This window comes from Aeromonas diversa CDC 2478-85 (genome assembly GCF_000819805.1).
In the GTDB taxonomy this organism is placed as follows: Bacteria; Pseudomonadota; Gammaproteobacteria; order Enterobacterales; family Aeromonadaceae; genus Aeromonas; species Aeromonas diversa.
This window is the reverse complement of record NZ_CDCE01000029.1, coordinates 302779-329490: the sequence shown is the minus strand read 5'-3', so window position 1 is coordinate 329490 and position 26712 is coordinate 302779. Positions and strand designations below refer to the sequence as shown.

Below are 26712 nucleotides of genomic sequence, written 5' to 3'. Positions count from 1 at the left end.
GTCGCTAAGAGAGAGGGAGGCTAATGCCTCCCTCTCTCTTGCTGCCTATCGGCCCAGGGCAACCCGGGCGTTGCGGAACATGCGCATCCAGGCGCCGTCCTCGCCCCAGTTGTCCGGATGCCAGGAGTTGGCGACGGTGCGGAACACCCGCTCCGGGTGCGGCATCATGATGGTGGCGCGACCGTCCGTGGTGGTCACGGCGGTGATGCCGCGCGGCGAGCCGTTCGGGTTGGCCGGGTAACGCTCGGTGGCCCCGCCGCGGTTGTCGACGAAGCGCAGTCCCACCAGGCCGGAGGCGTCGAGGGCCGCCAGATGCGCCTCGTCACGCAGCTCGACCCGCCCTTCCCCGTGGGAGACGGCGATCGGCATCACAGAGCCCACCATGTCGGCGAAGAAGGCGGACGGTGAGCCCTGCACCTCGACCAGGCTGAAGCGGGCCTCGAAGCGCTCGGAGCGGTTGCGCACAAAGCGCGGCCACAGGTCGGCACCGGGGATCAGCTCGCGCAGATTGGACATCATCTGGCAGCCGTTGCACACCCCCAGGGAGAGGGTATCGCCGCGCTCGAAGAAGCGCTGGAACTGCTCGCGGGCGGCACCGTTGAACAGAATGGACTTGGCCCAGCCCTCGCCCGCCCCCAGTACATCGCCGTAGGAGAAGCCGCCACAGGCCACCAGGGCCTGGAAGCCATCCAGGGCGATGCGACCACCGAGGATGTCGCTCATATGCACGTCGACCGCGGTGAAGCCGGCTCTGTCGAACGCGGCCGCCATCTCCACGTGGGAGTTGACCCCCTGCTCGCGCAGCACCGCCAGACGGGGTGAAGCCCCCTTGGCGATGTAGGGCGCGGCCACATCGTCGGACGGGTTGTAGGTCAGCGTGGCCTGCAGGCCCGGATCGGTAGCGTCCTGGCGGGCGGCGTGCTCGTTGTCGGCGCACTCTGGGTTGTCACGCAGACGCTGCATCTGCCAGCTGGTCTCGCCCCACACGGTGCGCAGGTGGGTGCGACTCTCGCGCCACAGCTCACCGCCGGCGCGGCGCAGCACGATCTCGTCACCGCTCGTCACTGTGCCGATGACGTGGGCACAGGCGGCCAGGCCGTGACCGGCGAGCAGGGTCATCACCGCCTCCTTGTCCTCGCGGCGCACCTGAATGACGGCACCCAGCTCCTCGTTGAACAGGGCCGGCAGCACCTCGCCACCGACGCGGTCGAGCTCGATGTTGAGGCCGCAGTGACCGGCGAAGGCCATCTCCAGCAGGGTCACCAGCAGGCCGCCGTCGGAGCGGTCGTGGTAGGCCAGCAGGCGACCGTCGGAGACCAGGGCCTGGATGGCGTTGAAGAAGCCCTTGAGCAGCACCGGGTTGTCGAGATCCGGCGCACTCTGCCCAAGCTGGCGATAGACCTGGGCCAGTGCCGAGCCGCCGAGGCGCTGCTTGCCATGACCGAGATCGATGAGGATGAGATCGCTCTCGCCCAGATCGGTGCGCAGCTCAGGGGTGACGGTCTTGCGCACGTCCTCGACCCGGGCGAAGGCGGAGATCACCAGAGAGAGCGGCGCCGTGTTGCTGCGCTCCTCGCCATCTTGCTGCCAGCGGGTCTTCATGGACATGGAGTCCTTGCCGACCGGAATGGTCAGCCCCAGGGCCGGGCAGAGCTCTTCGCCCACCGCCTTGACCGCCTCGTAAAGGCCGGCGTCTTCCCCCGGGTGACCGGCGGCCGCCATCCAGTTGGCGGAGAGCTTGATGCGCTTGAGGCTGCCGATGTTAGTCGGGGCGATATTGGTCAGCGCCTCGGCCACCGCCATGCGTGCAGAGGCGGCATGGGAGAGCAGGGCCAGCGGGGTGCGCTCGCCCATGGACATGGCTTCGCCGTGGTAGCTGTCGTAGGTAGCGGCGGTGACGGCGCAGTCGGCCACCGGGATCTGCCAAGGACCGACCATCTGGTCACGGTTGACCAGACCGGTCACGCTGCGATCGCCGATGGTGATGAGGAAGCTCTTCTCGGCCACGGTCGGCAGGCGCAGCACCCGCAGGGCCGCCTCGCCCAGGGTGACGCCGTCGAGGCGCAGGGCCTGCCCGTCGGCCTGCTGAGTCGTCACATCACGCAGCATCTTGGGCGGCTTGCCGAGCAGCACCTCGAGCGGCAGAGCGATGGGTTGGTTGTCAAAGTGGCTGTCCGACAGGGTCAGGTGCGGCTCCTCGGTGGCGGTGCCGATCACCGCATAGGGCGCGCGTTCGCGCTCGCACAGGACCTTGAACAGGGGCAGCTTGTCCTGGGCGACCGCCAGCACGTAGCGCTCCTGGGACTCGTTGCACCAGATCTCGAGGGGGCTCATGCCCGGCTCATCGTTCGGAATGGCGCGCAGGTCGAAGCGACCGCCACGCCCCCCGTCGCTCACCAACTCCGGCATGGCGTTGGAGAGGCCGCCGGCACCGACGTCGTGAATAAAGAGGATGGGGTTGTCGTCACCGAGCTGCCAGCAGCGGTCGATCACCTCCTGGCAGCGGCGCTCCATCTCCGGGTTGTCGCGCTGCACCGAGGCAAAATCGAGATCCTCGGCCGACTGGCCCGAGGTCATGCTCGACGCCGCGCCGCCACCGAGGCCGATGTTCATGGCCGGGCCGCCCAGCACGATGAGGGCCGAGCCCGCCGGGAACTCGCCCTTCTGGACGTGATCGGTGCGGATGTTGCCGATGCCGCCGGCCAGCATGATGGGCTTGTGATAGCCACGCACCTCGCGACCGTTGTGGCTCTCCACCTCCTCTTCGAAGGTACGGAAGTAACCGAGGATGGCCGGGCGACCGAACTCGTTGTTAAAGGCGGCGCCGCCCAGGGGCCCATCCTGCATGATGTCGAAGGCGCTGACGATACGCGACGGCTTGCCAAAGTCCTGCTCCCAGGGCTGCTCGAAGCCGGGGATACGCAAGTTGGAGACGCTAAAGCCCACCAGGCCCGCCTTGGGCTTGGCGCCGCGGCCGGTGGCGCCTTCGTCACGGATCTCGCCACCGGATCCGGTGGCCGCCCCGGGGAAGGGGGAGATGGCGGTTGGGTGGTTGTGGGTCTCCACCTTCATCAGGATGTCGACCTGCTCCTGGTGGTAGTCATACTCGCCGCTCTCCGGGCTCGGGAAGAAGCGGCCACCCAGGCTGCCCTCCATCACGGCGGCGTTGTCCTTGTAAGCAGAGAGCACATAGTCCGGGGTCTGCTCGAAGGTGTTCTTGATCATCTTGAACAGTGACTTGGGCTGGGCCTCCCCGTCGATTATCCAGTCGGCGTTGAAGATCTTGTGGCGGCAATGCTCGGAGTTCGCCTGGGCGAACATGTAGAGCTCGATGTCGTTCGGGTTGCGACCCAGACGCTGGAAATTCGCCACCAGATAGTCGATCTCGTCGTCGGCCAGGGCCAGGCCCAGACTCAGGTTGGCCTGCGCCAGGGCGTCGCGACCACCGCCCAGCACGTCGACCTGGGTGAAGGGACGAGGCTCGTGATGAGCGAACAGAGCCGAAGCGGCCCCCATCGCGTCAAAGACTGTCTCCATCATGCGATCGTGTAACAACGCAGCGATCTGGCCCCGGTTGGCATCGGTCACCTGCCCTTCGACGTAATAGGCGACGCCGCGCTCGAGGCGTTTGACCTTGGTCAGGCCGCAGTTGTGGGCGATGTCGGTGGCCTTGGAAGACCAGGGGGAGATAGTGCCGGGGCGGGGAGTAACGAGGAAGAGATGACCTTGGGGAGCATGTTCGGGGATGGTGGGACCGTAGCGCAGAAGCCGGTCCAGGGTCGCTCGCTCATCCGGTGAGAGGGGGTCGACAAGCTCGGCAAAGTGCATGAATTCGGCATAGATGCCCGTTATCTCGACTCCTCGTTCTGCCAGGCTTTGCATCAGTTTCTGGACACGAAACTCAGACAGAGCGGGAGCACCGCGCAAGATTTCCATATGGCCTTTCTCACCTTGTATCAAGAGTGGGGGGATTGAAGACGCGCGTATTATAGGGAGGGGGCCCAGAGCGGACAAACGTTTTTCACCCTCCCCTCGATGTGACAGGGCGCACACTCTCTGGTATAAAGGTGCTTCTTTTTTGACTAGTGATGATTTTTTAGACAACCAGAGAGGTCTATTTGAGACTACTAGCCAAATGGTTCATTCTGTCGATTGCCCTGCTGCTGGCTGGCTGTAACCTCAGCCAACCCACCAGTCAGCTGGAGCAGATCCGTGCCCGTGGGGAGCTGAGAGTCGGCACCGTCTATGGGCCCACCTCCTACTATCAGCGTGACAACACCGACCAGGGATATGACTACGAGCTGGCCAAGGCGTATGCCGACTGGCTGGGCGTCAAGCTGAGCATGCGACCCATGGAATCTGCCAGCGCCATCCAACAGGGACTGAGCAACGGAGATCTGGATCTGGCCGCGGGCGCCATTGCCATCACCCCGGAGCGTCGCAAGGGGATGCGCTTTGGCCCCGGCTACTATCAGGTCTCGCCAAAGCTTGTCTATCGCCAGGGAACCAAAAAACCCAAGAGCTTCGCCGATCTCAATGGCAAGCTGGTGATCGCCGCCGGCTCGGCCAGTGAAGAGCAGTTGCTGCGCCTCAAAGAGCGCTATCCCAACCTGACCTGGGAGATGAACAAACTCGCAGATCATGAGGAGCTGCTGCGCCAGGTTGCCGAAGGCAAAATTGATTACACCATAGTCCATGACACTGTGTTGGCGCGGATCCAGCGCTACTATCCCGATCTGGCCGAAGGGCTGACCCTGGAGAACGACTATCAGGTCGGGTGGGCCATGGCCAAGCTGCCCGACGATACCCTCTATGCCAGCGTCATCGACTTCTTTGGCCAGCGCTTCCTCGACGGCACCATTGCCCAGCTCGACGAGAAGTACTTCGGCCATGTGCAGAATTTCGACTTCGTCGATACCCGCACCTTCTTAAAGCGCGCCAAGACCCTGCTGCCCAAGTATCAGCCGCTCTTCAAGGAGCACGCTGGCAAGCTCGACTGGCGTCTGCTGGCGGCCCTGAGCTATCAGGAGTCCCACTGGAATCCCGATGCCCGCTCCTACACAGGGGTACGCGGCATGATGATGCTGACCGAAAACACGGCCAAGTCTCTGGGAGTCAAAGATCGGACTCATCCCGCGGAGAGCATCGCCGGCGGCGCCCGTTACCTGCACCAGCTCATCGAGCAGGTGCCCGACTCGGTGCCCGAAGATGAGAAATTCTGGTTTGCGCTGACCGCCTATAACATCGGCTATGGCCACATGATGGATGCCCGCCGGCTGGCCAAGATGCAGGGCAAGAACCCCGACAGCTGGAGCGACGTCAAGGATGTCCTGCCACTGCTGCAGGAGTCCCGCTGGCATCGCAAGGTGCGCTACGGCTACGCCCGTGGCGGCGAGGCACGTAACTACGTCAACAACGTACGCCAGTATTACCAGAGCCTGCTGTGGCTCGATAACGAGCAGCAGAAGCTCAGGCAACGGGAGAGCCTGCTGGAGCAGGATGAAGCGCTGGCCGCAGAACCCGTCAAGGCGGCCCCGGCCACCAGCACCCTGCTCACCGCCCTCTCCAGCTGAGCTGGTTTACTCCCCGTTCCCTTCTGTTAGTATCGAGCCATGGCCCTAAGGGTTCTTGTGGAAAATCAAATCGTTCATGAGAACCCGGGCCCTCTGCCACACAAGGAGGTCAGAATGCTAAAACGCAGACGGGCACACGTGGCGAGCAGCAAACCCAAGAGCAGTTGGAATCACAGACGCCGGTTAAAGCTCAGTGCCGAAAAGCGCCAGCGTCACCGTAGACAACGCTCCGACTTCTTGCTGCCTGCCCCGCTGATAGCCTGACGACACCCGTATTGCTCTCACGAGGTTCGCTCTTGGCGGGCCTCTCGTTATTCCCACCACACCTGTTCGCATAAAAAATCCCGCCGTAGCGGGATTTTTTTCGGGCTCGCATCATCAATAGAAAATGCGCTCGGCACGCTCACTCTGCTTGAGCCACACCGGCTTGCTGCTGGTCTTGCACCAGATGCGATGGAGATAGCTATAAAAACGAGCCCTGTCACGGCGAAACAGCATGACAGGAAATGCCAACAACCCGATGAGCAGTACGAAGCAGCGACGCAGTACGATCCGGGTCAGAGTAAAAGGCTGAAACATGACTCTATACCTCACTGGTTGGACCACTTGAGCTAGCATAGCGTCATCAATGTACTTTTACTACACAATCTCACAAAAAAAGAGAATATCTGGATGTCAGAGGATATAGTGAAAGCAAAAAACACAATTTAATTACATAAAAAACACATATTGCCCTCTTGGTCCAGGCTGACCACAGTTAAGAAGCGCGCTTTCTGACACAAGGAGGAGTCATGCATTTCAGCGAGCTTATTCTGGTCCTGCTTGCCGGCCTGATACTCTGGCCCGAGGCGCAAGACTGGAGAACCAATCGCAACGATCTGGTTCAACTGAGTGACAGAGTCCCCGTCAATGGATCGATATGGCAGTGTGGCGTGTTGAAGAGCCGAATGGCCGATATAGAGGAGTTGATGGCGACGGCAACCCAGGTCAGGGATCGCCAAACCTTCGATGAAGTCAGCCACCACCTGTTGAAACAGTGGCGAGACAAGGCATGCGACATGACGCTGCAATAGCCTCAGGAAAACAAAAAGCCCGCTCATTGAGCGGGCTTTTCTGAATGTGGAGGCGCGTTCCGGAGTCGAACCGGACTAAACGGATTTGCAATCCGCTACATAACCGCTTTGTTAACGCGCCATGCTCTCTAAGAGAGTTTGGAGCGGGAAACGAGACTCGAACTCGCGACCCCGACCTTGGCAAGGTCGTGCTCTACCAACTGAGCTATTCCCGCCTTGTGCAGACGACTGCCTGACAACGAGGCGCATTATACGGGTGCCACTGGATGAGACAAGTGTTTTTTGCCACGAATCATCCTCTTTTGGCTCGTTTGCTCACACTTCAGACAAAACCGTCAAAAAGAGGACTCCCCTTTGTGAGCCCACAGGCGCTTTGCGCTTAAGCACATTGAAAAACTGATGGTTTTGGTCAATATGTGGCTAGTTATTCGATATCGACTCAATCCAATCGTTGGCATGACAGGGATTTCACGCGCAACGGGCCTTCGGCCCAGACTCATGTTGGTCTTCTTCCTGCTGGGCATGGTGCCATTTTTGGCAGTTTCCATGCTCTTTCTGCATTCTCACGGCAAGGATCTGACCGAACAGACGTCCAACCACCTCGTTTCGGCACGAAACATCAAGAAATCCCAGCTTGAGGACTATTTTGGCAATCTCAAGGAGCAGGTCGTCACCTTTGCCCGACAGGACTTCGCCGGCAACAGCATAGGCCGCTTCTATGGCTTTACCGGCGCCTTCGAAAAACTGGGTACCACCCCGGAAGAGGCACGCCAACGAGCGGCCCACCGTTATCAACCCGGCTCATGGGATCAACTGCAAAAACCCGATCCTGAGCTGCCGGTTGAACCCGAGATCAGTGCCCTGATCCTCGCCGACGAGATGTACGGCCGAGTTCATCAACGCTTTCATCGCGGTTACGCGGATATGGTGCGCAGCGGCCACTACTCGGATATCTATCTGGTCGATCTCAGCGGGGATGTGGTCTATTCGGTCACCAAACGCCCCAATTTTGCCACCAACCTGCTCTCGGGCCCCTATCAAAACAGCGAACTGGCCACCACCTTCAGACGGGTCAAACGCAGCCTGGATGGTGGTTTGGCCCCGCAGCAAGTGTTCGAGTTCAGCGATTTTGGCCTCAATCCCCTGAGTGGTGAGGTGGTCGCCTACCTGGCTGCCCCTGTGATGCAATATGACTACGTGCGCGGCGTGGTCATCTTCGAGCTGCGCACCGACAAGCTAAGCGAGATCATGGGGGAGCGCGAGGGGCTCGGCGAGACAGGCGAAACCATACTGGTGGGGCCGGACAGGCGCATGCGCGCCGATGCCTGGCTCGATCCCCGCTACAGCGTGGCACAGAGCTTCTCACCTGCGGCACATCCCATGAATACCCCGCTCGTGGAGCAAACGCTGGCCGGCAAGCAAGGGGTGGGGCTCTTCACCTCCTATCTGGGAGATGAGGTACTGGCTGCCTATACCCCGGTCAGGGTGTTTGGCTCGGAGTGGGCGCTCATCGCCGAGATCTCCACCCGCGAGGCCTACGCCAGGATCCACCAGCTCGAAACCTTTACCGTTACCCTCACGCTCGGCTCCATCATTCTCGCCATCTTCCTCTCCCGCTGGCTGTCGGACACCATTACGGCGCCTCTGCGAGGATTGGCCAAGGCAGCAGAGCGCGTCGCCAACGGCGATCTTGAGCATCCCATCACGCCCCCTGGCGGGGACGGCGAGATTGCCATGCTCTCGCGCGCCTTTGCCCACATGCAATCGTCACTCAGGGAAAAGCTGGCCCTCATCGCCCGCCAGACCGAGGCGTTGCAGGAGCAAGTCGAGTTGACGCACCGTCAGAACCTCAGCCTGCAGCAGGCGGACCGCCTCAAGGATGAGTTGCTGGCCAACACCTCCCATGAGCTGCGTACCCCCATTCACGGCATCAGAGGCATGGCCGAGGCCATGCTCACCCAGCGAGATGCCCTGACCGAGCGACAGCAGGACCAGCTCAGCCTGATTGTCAAAAGCGCCGACAGCCTGGCACGCCTGGTCGACGATCTGCTCGATTACCATCGCATGCGCCACGGCCAGCTCGATATCCATGCCGCTCCCGTCTCCTCCAAGGGGGTGATCCGGCTGGTGCTCGATCTCTGCCACCACCTTATCCAGGCCAAACCCTTGCGCCTGGTCGACCTCACGACAGACGATCTGCCTGCGGTGATGGCTGACGAGCAGCGACTCGAGCAGGTGCTGTGGAACCTGGTCGGCAATGCCATCAAGTACACCCCTGAGGGCAAGGTGGTGCTGAGCGCCGCCGTCGAGGGAGACAGTCTGCGCTTTCGGGTGACCGACACCGGGATCGGCATTCCGAAGGAACAGCTGGAGCACATCTTTGAGCCACTGGTGCAGCTGGAAGGGATCAAACAGGGATCGGGCCTGGGGCTGACCATCACCCGCCAACTGGTACAGCTGATGGGAGGGACGCTGGAGGTGAGCAGCGAGCGAGACGTGGGCTCCACCTTCTCTTTCACCCTCCCCCTGGCCAGCGGCGGCGCCATCCCTATGGTTCCGGATGTTCGCCCCATGGAGCAGCAACTGCTACGCCAACAGCCGGCCCCGTTGCCCGAATACGAAGCGGCCCCGCTCCCGGACGATGCTCCCTGTCTGCTTATCGTCGATGACGAGCCCATCAATCTTCACATCTTGCAGCACCTGCTCGCGCCCTGCGGTTACCGCATCCTGACCAGTGGCGATGGCCACGACGCCCTGCGCCGCCTCGAGGAGGAGCCGGTGGATCTCCTGCTGCTCGACGTCATGATGCCGACCCTTTCGGGCTTCGACGTCTGCCGCCGTCTGCGTGAGCATCTCTCGCGCGATCGTCTGCCCGTGCTGCTGCTCACCGCCCTCGGCGCACCCAAGGATATCGAGGAAGGGTTCAGTGCCGGGGCCAACGACTATCTGGTCAAGCCCTTCGCTCGGGAGGAGCTGCTGGCCCGGGTCAATGCCCTGCTTGAGGCCAAACGGGGTCGTGACACCCTGGTGGAGAACGACCTGCTCAAGCGAGAAGTCGAGCATCGCCTCTCCCTGCAACAGGCCCTTCAGGAGGATCAGCGCCACCTGCTAAACCTGTTGACCCAGGGGCGCGATCCCCTGCTCTTCGTGCGTCATGACGGCACCCTGCTGTTTGCCTCCCGAGCGGCTGCCGAGTTGCTCGGTCTGTCCGACGAGCGCCCCCTCGAGCAGATGCATCTCGCCGAGCTGCTGGCAGCCCCACTCCCCGAGCTTAAGGAGGGGCAGCAGACCCTGACCCTCGTTCTGGCGGGACAGGTAACGTCGATGACGGCTCACCTGATCGAGACTCGCTTCCAGGGAGAAGCGGCACTCGCCCTCTGCCTGCTGCCGTGGGAGACGGCCACACCGGAGCGGGTGCTCGCCCTGGAGAATGCCCTGCGTAGCCTGTCGCGTCAGGCCATCATCGAAGACGATCAACTGCTCGGCGAGCTCAGCCGCCTCGGCGGCGAGTTCCGCACTCTGGCCGACACCCTGATCCGCCAGCAAGATGACGATCCCCTGCGCCGCACTCTGGTCGATACCATGCAGCTCTCACTCGAGGCGTGGCAAGACGCCACCGGTAAGGGCAAGGTGGCGCTGGCCGAGAAGAGCAAGCTGTGGCGCGTCTATCTCGACAAGTCGAGCCCCCAGACCCGCACCCTCGACAAGTACCTGCATCTGGATACCCTGCCCCAGACCCCGCGCTGGAAGACGGTGGTGGCCACCGCCGAGTATGTACTGCAGCACTGCCCCCTCGATGAAGGCGCTCGGCAGCGGCTGCACCAGTGCAGCCAGGAGCTGCGCCAACTCGCCAGCCGACGTCCCTGATCCCCGGTGCCCTCTTTTTTTTCATCGAAAATATGGTCCGTGAAAGGAGGGCGTTCGGGCCGCCGGACTCGTGTCACACTTTTGTAAAAAGCGCATTTTTTCAGGTACTTTTTACGCCAAAAGAAAGAATGTAACGCATTGAAAATAAACGATTAAAAAATCGCTTTGACGAATTTGACGAAGCGCTGCGGTTTTTTACGAAATCGACGATCTCACCACTTGGGTTATGCCCTTACCTCTGCTTTGCTAGAGACGTTGGAAAGCAACAAGTGGCACAAGACCACACCAACGACAGAGGGCCGACCTCACCAGCATGCGAGGCTCGGTGCTCACTCCAAAACAAGGAATAAAAGAAGAAAGGAATAACTATGCTTGCCAAACTGTCCAAACTCTCTGCCTCGGTCATGCTGGGTACCCTGATGATTGCCGGTGCTGCCGGCACCGCAGTGGCTGCCGATAACAAGACGGTACTGACCCTGGTGGCCCAGCAGGAAACTGCCTGGGTGAAGAACTTCAACCCCTTCCTGCAGGCTGGCCTGCTGCACACCACCCGCCACTTCATCTATGAACCCCTGGTGATCTTCAACGATATGCAGGGGGGTAAACCGGTCTTCCGCCTGGCGACCAACTACGCCTTCAGCGATGACCTCAAATCCGTCACCTTCGATCTGCGTGACGGGGTGAAGTGGTCTGATGGCGAAGCCTTTGATGCAGACGACATCCTCTTCTCCTTCAACCTGGTCAAGGCCAACAAGGCCCTGGATGAGCGCTCAATCTGGACCCAGATCGAGAGCGTCGAGAAGCTGGCCCCCAACAAGGTGAAGTTCATCCTGAGTGCCGTCAACACCAACGTGGTGAACGATCTGGTTCTGGTTCCGATTGTGCCTGAACACCAGTGGAAGTCGGTCAAAGACCCGGTCGCCTTCACCAACGACAAGCCGGTTGGTACCGGCCCGTTCACCGAGGTGGACAACTTCTCCGCCCAGCTCTACACCCAGTGCCGCAACCCCCACTACTGGGATAACGCCAACCTCGCCATCGACTGTATCCGTATGCCGCAGATGGCCACCAACGACCAGGTACTGGCCGCCGTCATGAAGGGTGACATCGACTGGTTCGGCTCCTTCGTGCCGGACATCGAGCGTCTCTACGTCGGCAACGATCCGAAGAACAACAAGTACTGGTTCCCCGCCTCAGGTACCGTGGCGTTCAACGTCAACTTCCAAACCAAGAACCCGGGCAACCACGAAGCCTTCAATGACATCAACTTCCGTCGCGCCTTCTCCATGGCGATGGACCGCCAGTCCATGGTGGACATCGCGGGCTACGGCTACCCGACCGTCAACGAATACCCGTCCGGCCTTGGCAAGGCATTCGACTCCTGGAACAACCCGGAAGTGGACAAGAAGTACGGCAAGTACAACAAGTTCGATCTGGAAGGGGCCAAGGCGCTGCTGAAGGAAGCGGGCTACAAGGATTGTGACGGCGACAAGTTCCTCGACACCCCGAGCTGCAAGAAGATCGAGTTCAAGGTGCTGGTACCGAACGGCTGGACCGACTGGGTCAACACGGTACAGATCGGCGTGGAAGGGCTGCAGGCACTGGGCCTGAATGCCAAGACCGCCACCCCGGAAGCCACCGTCTGGACCGAGAACCTGATCACCGGCGACTTCGACGTCGCCCTGCAGGGTTACTTTGCCGGTGCCAACCCGCACAAGTACTTCGAGACCGCCTTCCACTCCCGCAACATGGGTGAGCGTGGCAACCGCTTCGCGGCCCCCCGCTACAAGGACCCGGCGCTGGACAAGCTGATCGACGACTTCACCCAGACCGCCGATGCGGCCAAGCAGAAGGAGATCATGTTCGCCATCCAGGAGAAGGTCGGTGCCAACCAGACCATCATCCCGGTGTTCAACAACCCGACCTGGTACGAGTACAGCACCAAGCGCTTCAATGGCTGGTTCAGTGCCGACAACCCGGTTGCCAAACCCCAGCTCCACCCGGACACACCCGAGCGTCTGCTGCACGTGTTGTCCCTCAAGCCAAACAGCTAATCAATCCCGGCCCCCTGCGGGGGGCCCTCTTCCCCGTCATCCACCTCTTGTCCCGGTTCTGCCGGGGTTGGGGTAGCTATACCCGATGCGGGGCAGGCTTGCAGTAAAAGGTACTATCATGGGATTCATACTGAGACGTTTCTCCTTCTATCTGGTTGCCTTTCTGGTAGCCGCCACCATCAACTTCCTGCTCCCCCGCGCCATGCCAGGCGATCCCGTCTCCGTGATGTTTGCCCGCGCCGGCGCCATGATGGAACCGGCCGCCCTCGAGGCTCTCAAGGCCACCTTCGGCTTCGTTGACGGCCCGATTGGCACCCAATTTCTGACCTATGTGAAGAGCGTCTTCACCTGGGATCTCGGCACCTCGGTGCGCTTCTATCCGCAGCAGGTCTCTGACGTGCTGGGTCGCGCCATCGGCTGGACCCTGTTTCTGGTGGGCACTTCCACCATCCTGAGCTTCTCCATCGGCTCCATCGTCGGCATCTTCGCCGCCTGGTATCGCGGTGGCCGCATGGACAGCGTGCTTTCCCCCCTCACCCTGGTGATGCAAGCCATCCCCCCGGTAGTCGTCTCTTTACTCGCCCTCTTCCTGTTCGGGGTGAGCCTGGAATGGCTGCCCATCGGCTATGCCTACAGCCCGGAGATCACCCCCGACTGGGGCTGGGAGCACATCAAGAGCATCCTGACCCACGCCATCATGCCGGTGGGCACCCTGGCCCTGGTGCAGGTGGGGGGCTTTCTCATCACCATGCGCAACAACATGATCAATCTGCTGGGCGAAGACTACATCACCATGGCCAAGGCCAAGGGGCTCTCCAGCAACCGGGTGATCTTCAACTACGGCGCTCGCAACGCCATCCTGCCCAGCGTCACCGCCCTCTCCATGGCGCTCGGTTTCGTCATCGGCGGCTCCCTCATCACCGAGGTGATCTTCAACTACCCCGGCCTGGGCCTGACCCTCTATCAGGGCATTCTGGCCCGTGACTACCCGCTCATTCAGGGGCAGCTGCTCATCATGACCATCACCATGCTCAGCTTCAACTTCCTGGCCGACGTGCTCTACGTCTTCCTGGATCCCCGTCTGCGTACAGGAGGCAAATAAGATGCGTATGCCGACCATTCTCAAGATTTTACTGGGCAACAAGAAGGCCGCCTTCGGCCTCGCCATCGTCGTCGCCTTCGTACTGATGGCCATCTTTGCTCCCCTCCTGGCCAGCAACGAGCCGACCAAGCGGGTGGCCCGCCCCCACCAGCCCCCCAGTGCCGAGTATGTGATGGGCTCAACCCGCATGGGTCACGACATCTGGGCCCAGTTCACCAACGGGGCGCGCGTCTCCCTGATGGTGGGCTTCAGCGCGGGTCTCTTGGTCTGCGCCCTGGCGGTCGCTATCGGCATCACCGCCGGCTACTTCGGCGGCCTGGTGGATGAGTGCCTCACCTTCCTGATGAACGTAGTGCTGGTGATCCCCAACCTCCCCTTGCTATTGGTGCTCGCCAGCTTCATCGGGGAAGCCTCCCCCTGGGTCATCGCCCTCATCATAGGGCTAACCTCCTGGGCCTATGGCGCGCGCGTCATCCGCGCCCAGACCCTGGCCCTGCGGGAGAAAGAGTTCGTCATCGCCGCCGAGGTGCTGGGCGAGCCGGCCTGGCGCATCATACTGGTGGAAATTCTGCCCAACCTCATCTCCATCATCGGCGTGAGCTTTATCGGCTCCATCATCTACGCCATCGTCACCGAGGCGACCCTGGAGTTCCTGGGCTTGGGTGACCCCACCGTCGTGAGCTGGGGCATCATGCTCTACAACGCCCAGACCTCGAGCGCCATCCTGATCGGCGCCTGGTGGGAGATCCTGGCCCCCTGCTTTGCCATCGCCACCCTGGGCGCGGGCCTGGCCATGCTCAACTTCGCCATCGACGAGATCGCCAACCCGCAGCTGCGCTCCCACAAGGGGCTGAGCCGCTGGAAGAAACTCGCCGCCCCGGTCACCACACCGGTTGCCACAGCACAGGAGAAGACAGCATGAACCAGCAACCCCTGCTGTCGGTACGCAATCTCTGCGTCGACTACATCACCGAAAATGGCGACGTGCGCGCCGTCAACTCGGTCAGCTTCGACATCGCCCCCGGTGAAGTGTTTGGCCTTGCCGGCGAGTCTGGCTGCGGCAAGTCCACCGTCGCCTTCTCGGTAGCCCGACTGCACAAGCCGCCCGCCTACATCAGTGGCGGTCAGATCCTGTTCAAGGGCGAAGACATTCTGAGCTACGACGATCGCCGTCTGCGCGACTATCGCTGGCAACAGGCCTCGGTAGTGTTCCAATCCGCCATGAACGCGCTCAACCCCGTGCTGCGCATGGAGGAGCAGTTCTGCGACGTGCTGCTGGCCCACAACCCGGGGCTGACCCGCTATGAGGCGATCAAGCGCGCCCAGGAGCTGCTCGAGATCGTCGACATCCACCCGAGCCGGCTGCTCGACTACCCGCACCAGTTCTCCGGCGGTATGCGCCAGCGTCTGGTGATCGCCATCGCGCTGGCCCTCAACCCCGAGCTGCTCATCATGGACGAGCCGACCACGGCCCTGGACGTGGTGGTGCAGCGCGAGATCCTGCAGAAGGTCTATGCGCTCAAAGAGAAGTTCAACTTCTCAATCCTCTTCATCACCCACGATCTCTCGCTCATGGTCGAGTTCTGCGATCGCATCGGCATCATGTACGCGGGTGAACTGGTAGAGGTGGCTCCGTCCAAGGCGATCCTGACCGCGCCACTGCACCCGTATACCAAAGGGCTCGGCAACTCCTTCCCGCCCCTGCACGGGCCGAAGAAGGTGCTGGAGGGGATCCCGGGGACCCCGCTCAACCTGCTGGAGGTGCCGGTCGGCTGCCGCTTCCAGGCCCGCTGTAACCGGGTACACGACCGCTGCAAACAGGAGTACACGGCCCTGCACGAGGTACGGCCGGGTCAGCTCGCCGCCTGCCATCTCCACACCCAGGCAGAGGATCAGATCATTCATTTCAGTCGGGCCGCTGGCGCTTGAGGATGTAAGCCATGACGATTGCACACGGACAGGAAGCCATCATCGAGGTACAGCACCTCTACAAGGACTTCCCCATCAACTCCAACGCCCTGAAGAGCGACAAGATGCGGGCCCTCTCGGACATCAGCTTCACCCTCTCCAAGGGGCGTGCCCTGGCGGTGGTGGGCGAGTCGGGTTCGGGTAAGAGCACGGTGGCCAAGATCATCGCCAAGATGTACAAGGCGAGCGCCGGCCGCATCCTCTACCGGGGACGCAATCTGGATGAGTTTGACAAGGGCACCGCCCTGCTCGACTACCGCCAGAGTGTGCAGATGGTGTGGCAGGACCCGTTCGGTTCACTCAATCCCACCCATACCATCTACCACCACATCGCCCGTCCCCTGCTGCTGCACAGCAAGGTGCTCGACAAGAGAGACCTGCCCGACATGGTCTATGGCCTGCTCGAGAAGGTGGGGCTGACCCCGGCCAAGGCGACCGCGGCCAAGTACCCGCACCAGCTCTCCGGGGGGCAGCGCCAGCGCGTCAACATTGCCCGCAATCTGGCGGTAGAGGCCGAAGTGGTGCTGGCCGACGAACCCACCTCCATGCTCGACGTCTCCATTCGCATCGGCATCCTCAACCTGATGGAGCAGATGAAGAATGAGCTCGGCATCTCCATGCTCTACATCACTCACGACATCGCCACGGCCCGCTACGTGGCGGAAGATCTGGCGGTGATGTACGTGGGCCACATGGTGGAGTGGGGCGACGTGGATGAGATCCTGCACCACCCTCAGCACCCCTATACCCAGCTGCTCATCTCGGCGGTGCCGGACCCCGAGAAGAGCATCCACGCCGCCCTCGAGGGGGGGCGCAAGGGGGAGATACCGCTATGGACGCCCGAATCGTGCGGTTGCCCGTTTGCCGGTCGCTGTAACTCGGTCCAGCCACGTTGCAAGACCACCTTGCCGCCGGTGACCAAGCTTGCCGACAACCACTTCGTTCGCTGCTACCTGTTCGAGTGAGACGCCATGGAACTTCTGATCAACCAGGTCGGCTATGAGTGCGGCGCCGTTAAACGGGCGCTGCTGCAAAAAGCGAGCGATGCGCCCCTCGAGGGAAGCCTGCGGGTGCGCCGCCTCGGTGACGATGCCGTGGTGTTGGAGGTGCCGCTGGAGCCGGCGGGCGTCGTCCCCGGATGGCAGGGACGCTTCTTCTGGCAAGGGGACTTTTCTGCCCTCGCCGCGCCGGGAGAGTATCGCCTTGAGGCGGTCACCCGCCACGGCATAGTCCGCTCGACCCGGTTCAGGGTCGGTGAGCAGTTACTGCGCCGCCGCTGCCTCTCCGACCTTGTCCACTACTTCAAGGGGCAGCGCTGCAGCGGCCGTTTCCAGCGCGCCGATCGCGCGGCCCGCATCCTGGGCTGCGAAGAGCGCCGCGACGTGCACGGCGGCTGGTATGACGCCAGTGGCGATGTGAGCAAGTACTTAAGCCACCTCTCCTACGCTAACTACATGAATCCCCAGCAGACCCCGCTGGTGGTTTGGTCCCTGCTCAAGTGTCGCGCCCTGCTGGCACGGCAAGGAGACATCGACAGCCAGAACCTGTGCAAGCGCCTCACCGACGAGGCCCTGCACGGGGCCGATTTTCTCTGCCGCATGCAACACGCGTCGGGCTTTTTCTACATGACCCTGTTCGACAAATGGAGCAAGGATCCCGAGCAGCGGGAGCTGTGTGCCTACGCGACCCAGCAGGGACACAAGTCGACCGACTATCAGGCTGGCTTTCGCCAGGGGGGCGGCATGGCCATCGCTGCCCTGGCCCGCGCCGCACGCGAGAGTGAGCCGGGGGAGTTTGCCAATGCCCACTACGCCGCCGCGGCCGAGCTCGGCTATCACCATCTGCGCGAGATGAACCCCCACTATCTCGATGACGGGCAGGAGAACATCATCGACGAGTACTGCGCCCTGCTGGCCGCCGTCGAGCTGACCCGCACCCTCGGCCATGACTGGCTGGGAGAGGCCCGTCACTGGGCCACCCGGCTGGAGCGGCGCCTGCGGCCCCATCCGGACGGGGGGCACTACTGGAGCGCCAACGACGATGGCGCGCGCCCCTACTACCACGCGGTGGAAGCGGGATTGCCGGCATTGGCACTCATCGAGTACCTCAGCATAGAGCCGGAGCACGAGCGGTTACAGGGGGCGCTTCGCACCATTGAGCGTTCGCTCACGAGCGAGCTGGCCTGGTGCGCGGCTCCGGGCAACCCCTTTGCCCTGGCTCGCCAGTATGTGAAGGGGGTCGATGAACCGGCCCGCCTCGCCTTCTTCATGCCCCATCGTAACGAGTCGGGCTACTGGTGGCAGGGGGAGAACGCGCGGCTCGCCTCGCTCGCGGCCCTCGCCTTCGCCGCCCGCCCCCTGCTGCCGCAGCTGGCGGCCCGCCTCGAGGCGCACGGCCAGCGTCAGCTCGACTGGATCCTCGGCGCCAACCCGTTCAATGCCTGCATGCTGGACGGCCACGGCATCAACAACCCGGCCTACACCGCCGGCTGGCCCAACGCCGCCGGGGGGATCTGCAACGGCATCACCGCAGGATTTGACGACGAGGCGGATATCGCCTTCATCCCGGAGCCTTATCGGGAGCGGCTGGATCAGAACTGGCGCTGGGGAGAGCAGTGGATCCCGCACGCCGCCTGGTTCGCCCTGGCGATCACCCTGCAGGGGGTCCCCCATGAGTGATCTCTTCGTCGGGGTCGACGGGGGCGGCACCCACACCCGGGCCCGCCTGCGCGATGTGACCGGGCGGCTGCTCGGGGAAGGCATAGCCGCCGGCAGCAATCTGGAACTCGGTATCGAGCAGGCTAAAGGGGCGGTCATGGCCGCCATCGACGGCGCCCTGACCGAGGCCGGCCTGGGCCCTCATGACTACGGCCGACTGCACGCGGGCCTGGCGCTGGCCTCGGCCGAGCTGCCCCACTGCTACCACGCCTTCCTGGCCGAGCCGTTACCGTTTGCCGAGGTGTGTCTGACCTCCGATGCCTTCGGCGCCTGCCTCGGCGCCTTCGGGGGCAATGAAGGCGCCATCCTCATCGCCGGTACCGGCTCGGTGGGACTCATCTATCGACATGGCGCGATCCACACCTGCTCCGGGCGCGGTTTTCCCATCTCGGATCTCGGCAGCGGTGCCTGGCTTGGCCTGCGCGCGCTCCAGAGCGCCCTGCTCAGCCACGACGGCATACTGCCGCCGAGCCTGCTGGCGGTGCGCGTCATGGATCACTTCGGTCGCGATCAGGTCGAGGCGGTACGCTGGGCCAGTCAGGCCATTCCCGCCGACTATGGGCGCTTTGCTCCTTGGGTCATAGAGGCCGCCCGGGACGGGGATGAGCTCGCCCAAGCGCTCGAGGAGGAGCTGTTGGGTACCCTGACGCTCCTGCTGCACGGCATGCATCGGCTGGGGGCGCCCGCCATCGCCCTGCTCGGTGGGATAGGAACGGCCCTGGCCCCTCGCCTCGCCCAGCGTTGCCCGGATCTGCTGGTCTCACCCCGGGCCGATGCCCTGGAGGGGGCCCTTCTCTTTATCAAAAACAAGGAGCTGCCATGTCTGCACCCCTGATCGACCTGGATGTCATTCGCCGGGAGGGAAACGATGTCTGGCTACGCATGACCCTGACCGAGCGCCCCCCGGTAGGCGCTACGCTGCATTTCTGCCTGGCCCGATATCTGGCTCCCGACAGCCTCCAGGGGGGGACCCTGCAGCGCCAGGTCGGCAGTTACAAGGTGGTCACCCTGGCCCCCGACAGTCTCAGCATCGAGTTCTGCTGCCCTGCGGCTCCCGCCCAGCGCCTCTCCGATCTCCCTCAGGGATGCTACCTCGGTTACTCGGGTCCCCAGTCGCAACCCGCTCTGCTGCCCCTGGCCATCGGCCGGCGTGAGCTGAGGCTCCCCCCCACGACACGCACCATCCCGGACCTGGATCCCGCAGAGGAGCAGGCCGGCCTGGTGCCCGCCCCCCGCCACTGGCGGCTGCTGGATGGCGAGTTTCGCCTGCCGGAGCGGGCTCATGTGGCCGCACCAGAACCCATCTACACCCTGCTTGGCGGCTTCAACGAGCTGACAGGTCTCTCCCTCAGACAAGATCACGATGCCCTGATCCATCTGCACCGTGAGCCCATGGACGAGGAGGCCTATCGCCTTCGCATCACGCCGACCGGTATCACCATTGTCGCCGGCTCGAGCAAGGGTTGGCGCCACGCCCTGATGAGCCTGGCCCAATGGGTGTTGCAACACGGTGAGTCACTCCCTTGTATCGAGGTAGAAGATGCCCCCCGTTTCGGCTTTCGCGGCCTGTTTCTCGACTGCGCCCGCCACTTTCACAGCGTGGCGACCATCAAGCGGCTGCTTACCCAGATGGCCCTCTTCAAGTTCAACCACTTTCATTGGCACCTGACCGATGACGAAGGATGGCGCCTCGAGATCAAGGCCTTCCCGGCCCTCACCGAAGTGGGTGCCTGGCGCGGCCACGATCTACCTGTCACTCCCCAGCTGAGCGGCGGCCCCGCCCCCTATGGCGGCTACTACACCCAGAGCGAGGTGCGGGAGGTGGTGGCTCACGCGGCGACACTCGGGATCACCGTCATCCCCGAGATCGACATTCCCGGTCACTGTCATGCAGCCATCAAGGCCTTGCCCGCTCTCCTGACCGAGCCTGCCGACGGCTCCCGTTACCGTTCGGTGCAGTTTTTCGAAGACAATGTGCTCAACCCGGCCCTGCCTGGCACCTATACCTTTCTCGAGGCGGTGCTGGATGAGGTGTGTGAGCTCTTCCCCGGCCCCCTGATTCACATGGGGGGCGACGAGGTTCCGGAAGGGGTGTGGACCGACAGCCCCGCCTGCCACGCCTTCATGGCGCAACACGGTTATCAGGATCCCAAAGAGCTGCAGGGTCACCTGCTGCGCCACTGCCAGCACTATCTGGCTGGCAAGGGCAAGCAGATGGCCGGTTGGGAGGAGATGCAGCACGGTGACAAGGTGAGCCGGGAGGCCGCCGTGTGGGCCTGGACCCGCTTCGAGGCGGGACTGGCGGCTGCCGCCGCCGGCTTCCCCGTGGTGATGGCGCCGGCCCAGTATCTCTACCTCGATCTCGCCTGGAGTGAAGACCCTGCCGAGCCCGGCCTTTACTGGGCCGGGACCCTGGATCTTCGCACCCTCTACGACTGTGATCCGGCCCCCACCGATTTCCATGCCCATGACAACATACTCGGCATCCTGAGCCCCCTGTGGAGTGAACACATCATCTCTCGGGAGCGATTGGATTACATGCTCTATCCCCGCCTGCTCGCCTCGGCTGAGGTGGCCTGGAGCATGATGACACAACGCTCCTGGCAGTCATTGTGTGCCCGACTACCGGGCCAGTTGCGGATGCTCGACCGAATGGGGGTTGCCTACCGCCCTCTTCGAACCTGATGTTGTCCTTTTCTGTTGGCGGCCTCTGGCCGCCTTTTTTGTCATGGCCGTCACAGAATCATAAAAAACAGGGCAACATTGCCGTTACATGCAATGCCACTGGCGACAAACTTTTGGCAAAATCGCGCCCCGTTCCTCTCACTTCACGGTTTCATTCGGTTCATGCTGCGCCACGCCCCCCTGCTCGACCAAGAGGTCACCTTCGATGCCAGCCAGCAGCTGGTCTCTACCACTGATCTCGCGGGTAACATCACCTATGCCAACGATGCCTTCTGCCAGATAGCGGGCTACGCGCCCCATGAACTGGTCGGTCAGCCCCATAATCTGGTGCGTCATCCCGATATGCCGAAGGCGGCATTCGGGGATCTCTGGCAACAGTTAAAACAGGGAAAACCCTGGCGTGGCGTGGTCAAGAATCGTTGCAAGGATGGCCGCTACTACTGGGTCGATGCCTATGTGACGCCGCTGCTGGAAGGGGAACGTGTGGTGGGATACCAATCTGTTCGCAGCAAACCTGAGCGGGCACTGGTGAAAAAGGCCGAGCAGAGTTATCGCCTGCTGCTTGGTATGGAGCGTGAAGGGCGACGCCCCCCCCTCTCCTTGCAGCGGTTGCGTCCCTGGCTGCTGCCACTCCTGCTGGTCACCACCCTGGGATGGGGCGCCTATCGGGAGGGAATGGAGGCCCTGCCCTATCAGCTTCTGCCACTGCTGCTGGTAGCCCTGTTCTGCCGTCACGAACTCTTCGCCATGCCGCGCTACCTCAGACACTTGGCCGCAGAGTACGACAGCCTGACCCGACTCATCTATTCGGGCAAGCGCCCGGGGGCGGTTGCCGACTTTCATATCAAGATGCTGCAGGCCAGGATCCGTACCGTGCTGGGACGTGTCGATGATGCCACCGCCAACCTGCACCGATTGGCCGAGCGACTCGACCACTCCAGCGAGGTGGCCAGTCAGGCGGTACGCCAACAGGAAGACCAAACCCGGCAGCTGGCCGCCGCCATGAGCCAGCTCGGCACCGGTGCAACCGACGTCACCCGTCATATTCATCACTGCGCCACCCAGATTGAGGGGATCACCCAGCGTAGCGAGCAGGCGACCCAGACCCTGCGCCACACTCGTCAGGCGGTTGAATCCCTGGCCGAGCAGGCGCAGGAGGCACACCAGATGGCCCAGCGCCTGAGCGAAGAGTCACGCCGGATTGATGACATCATGGGGGCCATTGGCGCCATCGCCGAACAGACCAACCTGCTCGCCCTCAATGCGGCCATCGAGGCCGCCCGCGCCGGGGAGCATGGGCGCGGCTTCTCCGTGGTGGCGGAGGAGGTACGGGCACTCTCAAGGCGCAGTCAGGATGCGACGGTGCAAATTCAGCAGCGCATGGAAGGTATTCAGCAGACACTGCTCCATTGGCAGAGCCTGATGCAGGCCAATCTGGCCCAGACTCGCCACTGTGCCGACCTCACCCGAGAGGGGGCCGACACCCTGGAAGAGGTACAAAGCTCGCTTGCCGAGGTCAATCGGAGCGCCAGTCATATCAGTGTCACCACGGCGGAGCAACAGACCGTCATCGAGCAGATGTGCGAAGCGTTGCAGCAGGTTTCACACCATAGCAGCCTCAATAGTGCCAAGTTGAACGAGGTTCGCGACACCGGGCAGGAGCTGCAGCGACGAGCCGGGCAGCTGGCCGGGCTCGGCCATACTTTTGGCTGATCAACTGTTAAAACTATCATTTTCCAAAGTTTGTCTACACTGATCATCGAGCCGTTTGACCCCAAGGAATGGGACAAACGGCCGGACGCAATAAAAAAGCGGGATAATCAGGGAGACAAGCATGAGCACTGGACCCCACTCAATGGTGGATCAGGAGGTGGATTTTGCCGACGACGAACAGTTGGTATCCACCACGGATCTACGTGGCATCATTACTTATGCCAACGATCACTTCTGCCGGGTTGCCGGCTACACCAGGGAAGAGTTAATCGGAAAGCCTCATAACATGGTGCGCCACCCAGACATGCCCAAGGCCGCGTTTGGCGACCTCTGGCACCATCTCAAGGCGGGCCAACCTTGGCGCGGCCTGGTCAAGAACCGCTGCAAAGATGGACGCTATTATTGGGTCGATGCCTATGTCACCCCCATCTATGAACGCGGGGCCATTTGTGGCTATCAGTCGGTGCGCTGCCGCACCACTGCCGAGAGCAAGGCCATCGCGGCCCGTCTCTATGAGGATCTCAAGCGCCAGGAGCGGCAGGCAAGACGCGGTGCCGGGCTGTTTAAGGCTGCGGCCCCCTGGCTGGCGAAGGCCGCCATGGCGGCGTCCCTCGGCGCTCTCTTCTGGTTGACGGGCCCTCTCGCGGCCCTCTGGGTACTGCTGCCCCTCATCGCCGGCATCTTGCTGATGCGGGACTCCCTCATCACCACCCCGCGTTTCTTGCAGCGCCTGAGTCGCGAATATGACAGCGTCAGCCGATTGATCTTCTCGGGGAATGCCCCCCATAGCATCGCCGACTTTCACATCAAGCTGTGGCAGGCCCGCATCCGTACCGTGCTGGGGCGGGTGGACGATGCCACTTATTCCCTCAAGGGGCTGGCCGACAATCTCTCTGACTCGGCCCGTCTGGCAAGCCAGGCCATCACGGATCAAGACCAACAGATCCAACAGGTGGCCACCGCCATCACCGAGATGGCCAGCACCGCCAACGAGATCACCCGCAACATACAGGAAACCAGCTCCCAGATTGAGGAGGCCCGTAGCCACTGCAAGCAGACCGATGGGCAGCTGAGCGAAGTGGGTCAGGAGATGGACAAGCTGGCCAAACAGGCCAAGGATGCCTTCGACTCGGCCGTGGCCCTGGCCAATGAAGCCGATCGGATTGGCAGTATCATGAGCGAAATTCAGGGCATCGCCGATCAGACCAACTTGCTGGCCCTTAACGCCGCCATCGAGGCCGCCCGAGCCGGGGAGCAGGGACGTGGCTTTGCCGTAGTAGCCGACGAGGTGCGCAGTCTGTCGACCCGCACTCACGGCGCCACCGAGCAGATCCAGGAGAGCATCAGACACATCCAGAGGACCCTCAACGAGTGGCGAGATGTGATGCACCGCAACCTGGATCAGACCGCTCACTGCCTGGTCACGACCCAGGCCGGCTCTGACAATCTGCATCGGATGCTGGAGGAGATCGACAAGATCTCTGACTTCTCTACCCAGATCTCGTCGGCCTCCATGGAGCAGCAGACCGTCATCGAGGAGATCAGCCGTAACGTCAACCAGATCTCTTCCCTCTCCCACGACAACAGCCAGAAGATCGAGGAGGTGACCCACAGCAGCGCCTCCTTGCTGGGACGCACCAACCAGCTCAAGGAGCTGACGCGCACCTTCGGCTAGCCCGCCCGGGGAGAGCGCCACCTCTCTCCCCTGCTTTTTCTCCCCCCTTGTCTCTTCCGGCACGACCGATAACAATAGGCTTTTGGCCGGATCCCCTATGACCCCTCAAGAGCGCATCGAAATCGTCATTACCCTGATCCCACAGGGACGGATCGCCACCTACGGCCAGGTGGCCGATCTCGCCGGTCTACCCGGACGGGCCCGTCTGGTCGGTCGGGTGCTAAAAACCACGGCACTGACCCTCCCCTGGCACCGGGTGCTGGGAGCCAGCGGCCGCATCTCGCTCCCGGAAGGCTCCCATGGCTATCAGGAGCAGGTGGGGCGCTTACAGGAGGAGGGGATTTCGGTCATCAGTGGTCGGGTGCGTCTTCGCGACTGGCAGTGGCAACCGGATCTGGCCGAGCTGCTGTTTGTGCTCCCCTTCTAGCACCAACGCCGGACTCGGCGGCAATACTCCAGATAATGGGAGCCAAAGCGTGTGGTCAGCGCACGCTCCTCTCTGGGGATCTGTACCCTGTCTATCCAGAGCCAAAACAGGACCCCGCCCCACCATCCCCCTTGTAGCCAGCTGCCCCATGCCATCAGCCAGATCAACAAAGAGAGGTACATGGGATTACGGCCGATGCGATAGGCCCCCGTGGTCACCAACACAGAGCTGAGTTCCGGATGGATGGGATCGACAGTGGTATGGCGAAGCTTGAGACCCAGCAGGGCCCAGAGTGCAATAAGCGCCCCTACAACGGCGAGGCAGACAACCAGCAGGGACCAGAAGAGATTATCGGGGCCGTTTAGCTCTCCTGGCAGGGCCATACCCATGGCGCAGCAGAGGAAGACAAGCGGTGGCGGCAGGTGACCGAGACAGCCATACAAAGCCTCTATTGAAAACCTGATCTGTTTCATTTTCTCTATTCTTTTAGGCAGTTACACTTAACGCCTTGCTGGGATAACGCCTGAACAGCACCCTGGGCATGCACGGGGATCCCAGTTCGACTAGCCTCTTGAATACTCCCGTGATGCACCAACCTCAACGACAATAACAGGAACAACAATGAACAAGAAGACGCTGCTGGCCAGCCTGATCCTCGGCATTCTTGCCACCCCTGCCATGGCCGCCCCCTACCTCCCCCTCGACAACGATCATCGCAACGGCCAGGAGTTTGCCGCGGCCAACGCCTGGCTCGAGGTGGATGTCGCCGCTTTCGAACACAACATTCAGACCCTGAAAGATCGCCTGGGTGACAAGGGCCCACAGATCTGCGCCATCATGAAGGCCGACGCCTACGGCCACGGCATCGACCTGCTGGTCCCCTCGGTGGTGAAGGCAGGCATCCCCTGCATCGGCATCGCCAGCAACGAAGAGGCCCGTGTCGCCCGCGAGAAAGGCTTCGAAGGCCGCCTAATGCGGGTGCGCGCCGCCACCCCGCAAGAGGTGGAAGCCGCCCTCCCCTACAAGATGGAAGAGCTGGTGGGTAGCCTAGAGAGCGCCCGCCTGATGTCTGAGATCGCCCTGCGTCACCACACCACCATTGCTTACCATCTGGGGCTCAACTCCGCCGGCATGAGCCGTAACGGCCTGGATCTGCGCCTCTCCGACGCCAAGCGCGATGCCCTCGAGCTGGTCAAGCTCAAGGGGCTACAGGTGGTCGGCATCATGACCCACTTCCCGGTCGAAGAGAAAAACGACGTGAAGATGGGCTTTGCCCAGTTCCAGCTCGACACCCAGTGGCTCATCGAGGCCGCTCGTCTGGATCGCAGCAAGTTGACTCTGCACTGCGCCAACTCCTTCACCACACTGGAAGTGCCGGAGGCGCATCTGGACATGGTCCGCCCGGGCGGCATCATCTACGGTGACACCATCCCCTCCTACACCGAGTACAAGAAGGTGATGGCCTTCAAGACCCGGGTCGCCTCGGTGAACCACTATGCCAAGGGAAACACGGTGGGCTATGACCGCACCTTCACCCTGGGTCGCGACTCCTGGCTTGCCAACCTGCCGCTCGGTTACTCCGATGGCTATCGCCGGGCGCTGAGCAACAAGGCCTATGTGCTGGTGAACGGCCAGAAGGCGCCGGTGGTGGGCAAAACCTCCATGAACACCATCATGGTGGACGTCACCGACCTCAAGGGAGTCAAACCGGGTGACGAGGTGGTCCTGTTTGGTCGCCAGGGCGACGCCGAGGTGAAGCAGTCAGATCTCGAGGAGTACAACGGCGCCCTCCTGGCGGACATGTACACCATCTGGGGCTACACCAACCCGCGCATCATCAAGCGCTGATACAAGAAGG

18 protein-coding genes and 2 tRNA genes are annotated in these 26712 nt (G+C 62.3%); 15 read left to right on the top strand and 5 right to left on the bottom strand.

The genetic code is table 11. From position 1 onward, the window contains the following. Positions 1-45 precede the first annotated feature (45 nt). On the bottom strand, positions 46-3936 hold the full coding sequence (gene purL, locus BN1121_RS10970; protein WP_005347785.1) for a phosphoribosylformylglycinamidine synthase: 3891 nt from the start codon (positions 3934-3936) through the stop codon (positions 46-48). A gap of 182 nt (positions 3937-4118) precedes the next feature. Here purL and mltF point away from each other — a divergent pair, with 182 nt between their 5' ends. Then, a complete protein-coding gene (gene mltF, locus BN1121_RS10965; RefSeq protein ID WP_005347782.1) occupies positions 4119-5573 on the top strand; it encodes a membrane-bound lytic murein transglycosylase MltF in 1455 nt (484 codons plus the stop codon). Positions 5574-5951: 378 nt separating this feature from the next. Here the strand turns inward: mltF and BN1121_RS10960 are convergent, their stop codons facing one another. Continuing rightward, the gene (locus BN1121_RS10960; RefSeq protein WP_005347781.1) at positions 5952-6152 is read right to left on the bottom strand and encodes a YbfA family protein; all 201 of its coding nucleotides are present in this window, start codon (positions 6150-6152) and stop codon (positions 5952-5954) included. Between the two features lie 212 nt (positions 6153-6364). Between BN1121_RS10960 and BN1121_RS10955 the strand changes: the two genes are divergently transcribed. Further along, positions 6365-6646 carry a hypothetical protein gene (locus BN1121_RS10955; RefSeq protein ID WP_005347778.1) on the top strand — a complete coding sequence of 94 codons (282 nt, stop codon included), beginning with the start codon at positions 6365-6367 and terminating at the stop codon, positions 6644-6646. 47 nt (positions 6647-6693) lie between these two features. On the opposite strand, the gene BN1121_RS10950 is transcribed toward BN1121_RS10955, so the two are convergent. Continuing rightward, positions 6694-6767 (bottom strand) — tRNA-Cys (locus tag BN1121_RS10950). Positions 6768-6785: 18 nt separating this feature from the next. Next, positions 6786-6861: transfer RNA gene (locus tag BN1121_RS10945), tRNA-Gly, on the bottom strand. A 283-nt stretch (positions 6862-7144) separates the two neighbouring features. Here BN1121_RS10945 and BN1121_RS10940 point away from each other — a divergent pair. The 12 genes from BN1121_RS10940 (at position 7145) to BN1121_RS10885 (ending at position 24854) form a co-directional block, all read left to right on the top strand. Then, positions 7145-10513 (top strand): hybrid sensor histidine kinase/response regulator, encoded by a 3369-nt coding sequence (locus BN1121_RS10940; RefSeq protein ID WP_005347775.1) that lies wholly within the window; start codon positions 7145-7147, stop codon positions 10511-10513. Between the two features lie 368 nt (positions 10514-10881). Next, a complete protein-coding gene (locus BN1121_RS10935; RefSeq protein ID WP_005347772.1) occupies positions 10882-12567 on the top strand; it encodes an ABC transporter substrate-binding protein in 1686 nt (561 codons plus the stop codon). Positions 12568-12685: 118 nt separating this feature from the next. Further along, entirely contained in the window at positions 12686-13669 is a 984-nt protein-coding gene (locus BN1121_RS10930) for an ABC transporter permease (RefSeq protein WP_005347768.1), read from the top strand. 1 nt (position 13670) lies between these two features. Continuing rightward, the gene (locus BN1121_RS10925) at positions 13671-14591 is read left to right on the top strand and encodes an ABC transporter permease (protein WP_005347766.1); all 921 of its coding nucleotides are present in this window, start codon (positions 13671-13673) and stop codon (positions 14589-14591) included. Next, positions 14588-15598 carry an ABC transporter ATP-binding protein gene (locus BN1121_RS10920; protein WP_005347763.1) on the top strand — a complete coding sequence of 337 codons (1011 nt, stop codon included), beginning with the start codon at positions 14588-14590 and terminating at the stop codon, positions 15596-15598. Before BN1121_RS10925 ends, BN1121_RS10920 begins: the two co-directional genes overlap by 4 nt. Positions 15599-15609: 11 nt before the next feature. Next, positions 15610-16602: an ABC transporter ATP-binding protein gene (locus BN1121_RS10915; RefSeq protein ID WP_005347761.1), complete on the top strand. Its 993-nt coding sequence runs from the start codon at positions 15610-15612 to the stop codon at positions 16600-16602. Between the two features lie 6 nt (positions 16603-16608). Beyond that, on the top strand, positions 16609-18315 hold the full coding sequence (locus BN1121_RS10910; protein ID WP_043597791.1) for a glycoside hydrolase family 9 protein: 1707 nt from the start codon (positions 16609-16611) through the stop codon (positions 18313-18315). Beyond that, positions 18308-19189: a glucosamine kinase nucleotide-binding domain-containing protein gene (locus tag BN1121_RS10905; RefSeq protein WP_043597788.1), complete on the top strand. Its 882-nt coding sequence runs from the start codon at positions 18308-18310 to the stop codon at positions 19187-19189. The genes BN1121_RS10910 and BN1121_RS10905 overlap by 8 nt, the downstream gene beginning before the upstream one ends. Continuing rightward, positions 19174-21039, top strand: a complete 1866-nt coding sequence (locus tag BN1121_RS10900) for a beta-N-acetylhexosaminidase (protein ID WP_043597786.1) — start codon at positions 19174-19176, stop codon at positions 21037-21039. Before BN1121_RS10905 ends, BN1121_RS10900 begins: the two co-directional genes overlap by 16 nt. 162 nt (positions 21040-21201) lie before the next feature. Continuing rightward, entirely contained in the window at positions 21202-22752 is a 1551-nt protein-coding gene (locus tag BN1121_RS10895) for a methyl-accepting chemotaxis protein (RefSeq protein ID WP_005346950.1), read from the top strand. Between the two features lie 121 nt (positions 22753-22873). Beyond that, positions 22874-24427 carry a methyl-accepting chemotaxis protein gene (locus BN1121_RS10890; protein WP_043157062.1) on the top strand — a complete coding sequence of 518 codons (1554 nt, stop codon included), beginning with the start codon at positions 22874-22876 and terminating at the stop codon, positions 24425-24427. Positions 24428-24524: 97 nt separating this feature from the next. Further along, positions 24525-24854: an MGMT family protein gene (locus BN1121_RS10885; protein WP_005346944.1), complete on the top strand. Its 330-nt coding sequence runs from the start codon at positions 24525-24527 to the stop codon at positions 24852-24854. Here the strand turns inward: BN1121_RS10885 and BN1121_RS10880 are convergent. Then, positions 24851-25327, bottom strand: coding sequence for a methyltransferase family protein (locus tag BN1121_RS10880; protein WP_005346941.1), 477 nt, complete (start codon positions 25325-25327; stop codon positions 24851-24853). The genes BN1121_RS10885 and BN1121_RS10880 overlap by 4 nt on opposite strands. 148 nt (positions 25328-25475) lie before the next feature. Here BN1121_RS10880 and alr point away from each other — a divergent pair, with 148 nt between their 5' ends. Further along, positions 25476-26702 carry an alanine racemase gene (gene alr / locus BN1121_RS10875; protein ID WP_005346939.1) on the top strand — a complete coding sequence of 409 codons (1227 nt, stop codon included), beginning with the start codon at positions 25476-25478 and terminating at the stop codon, positions 26700-26702. The last annotated feature ends 10 nt before the right edge of the window (positions 26703-26712 follow it).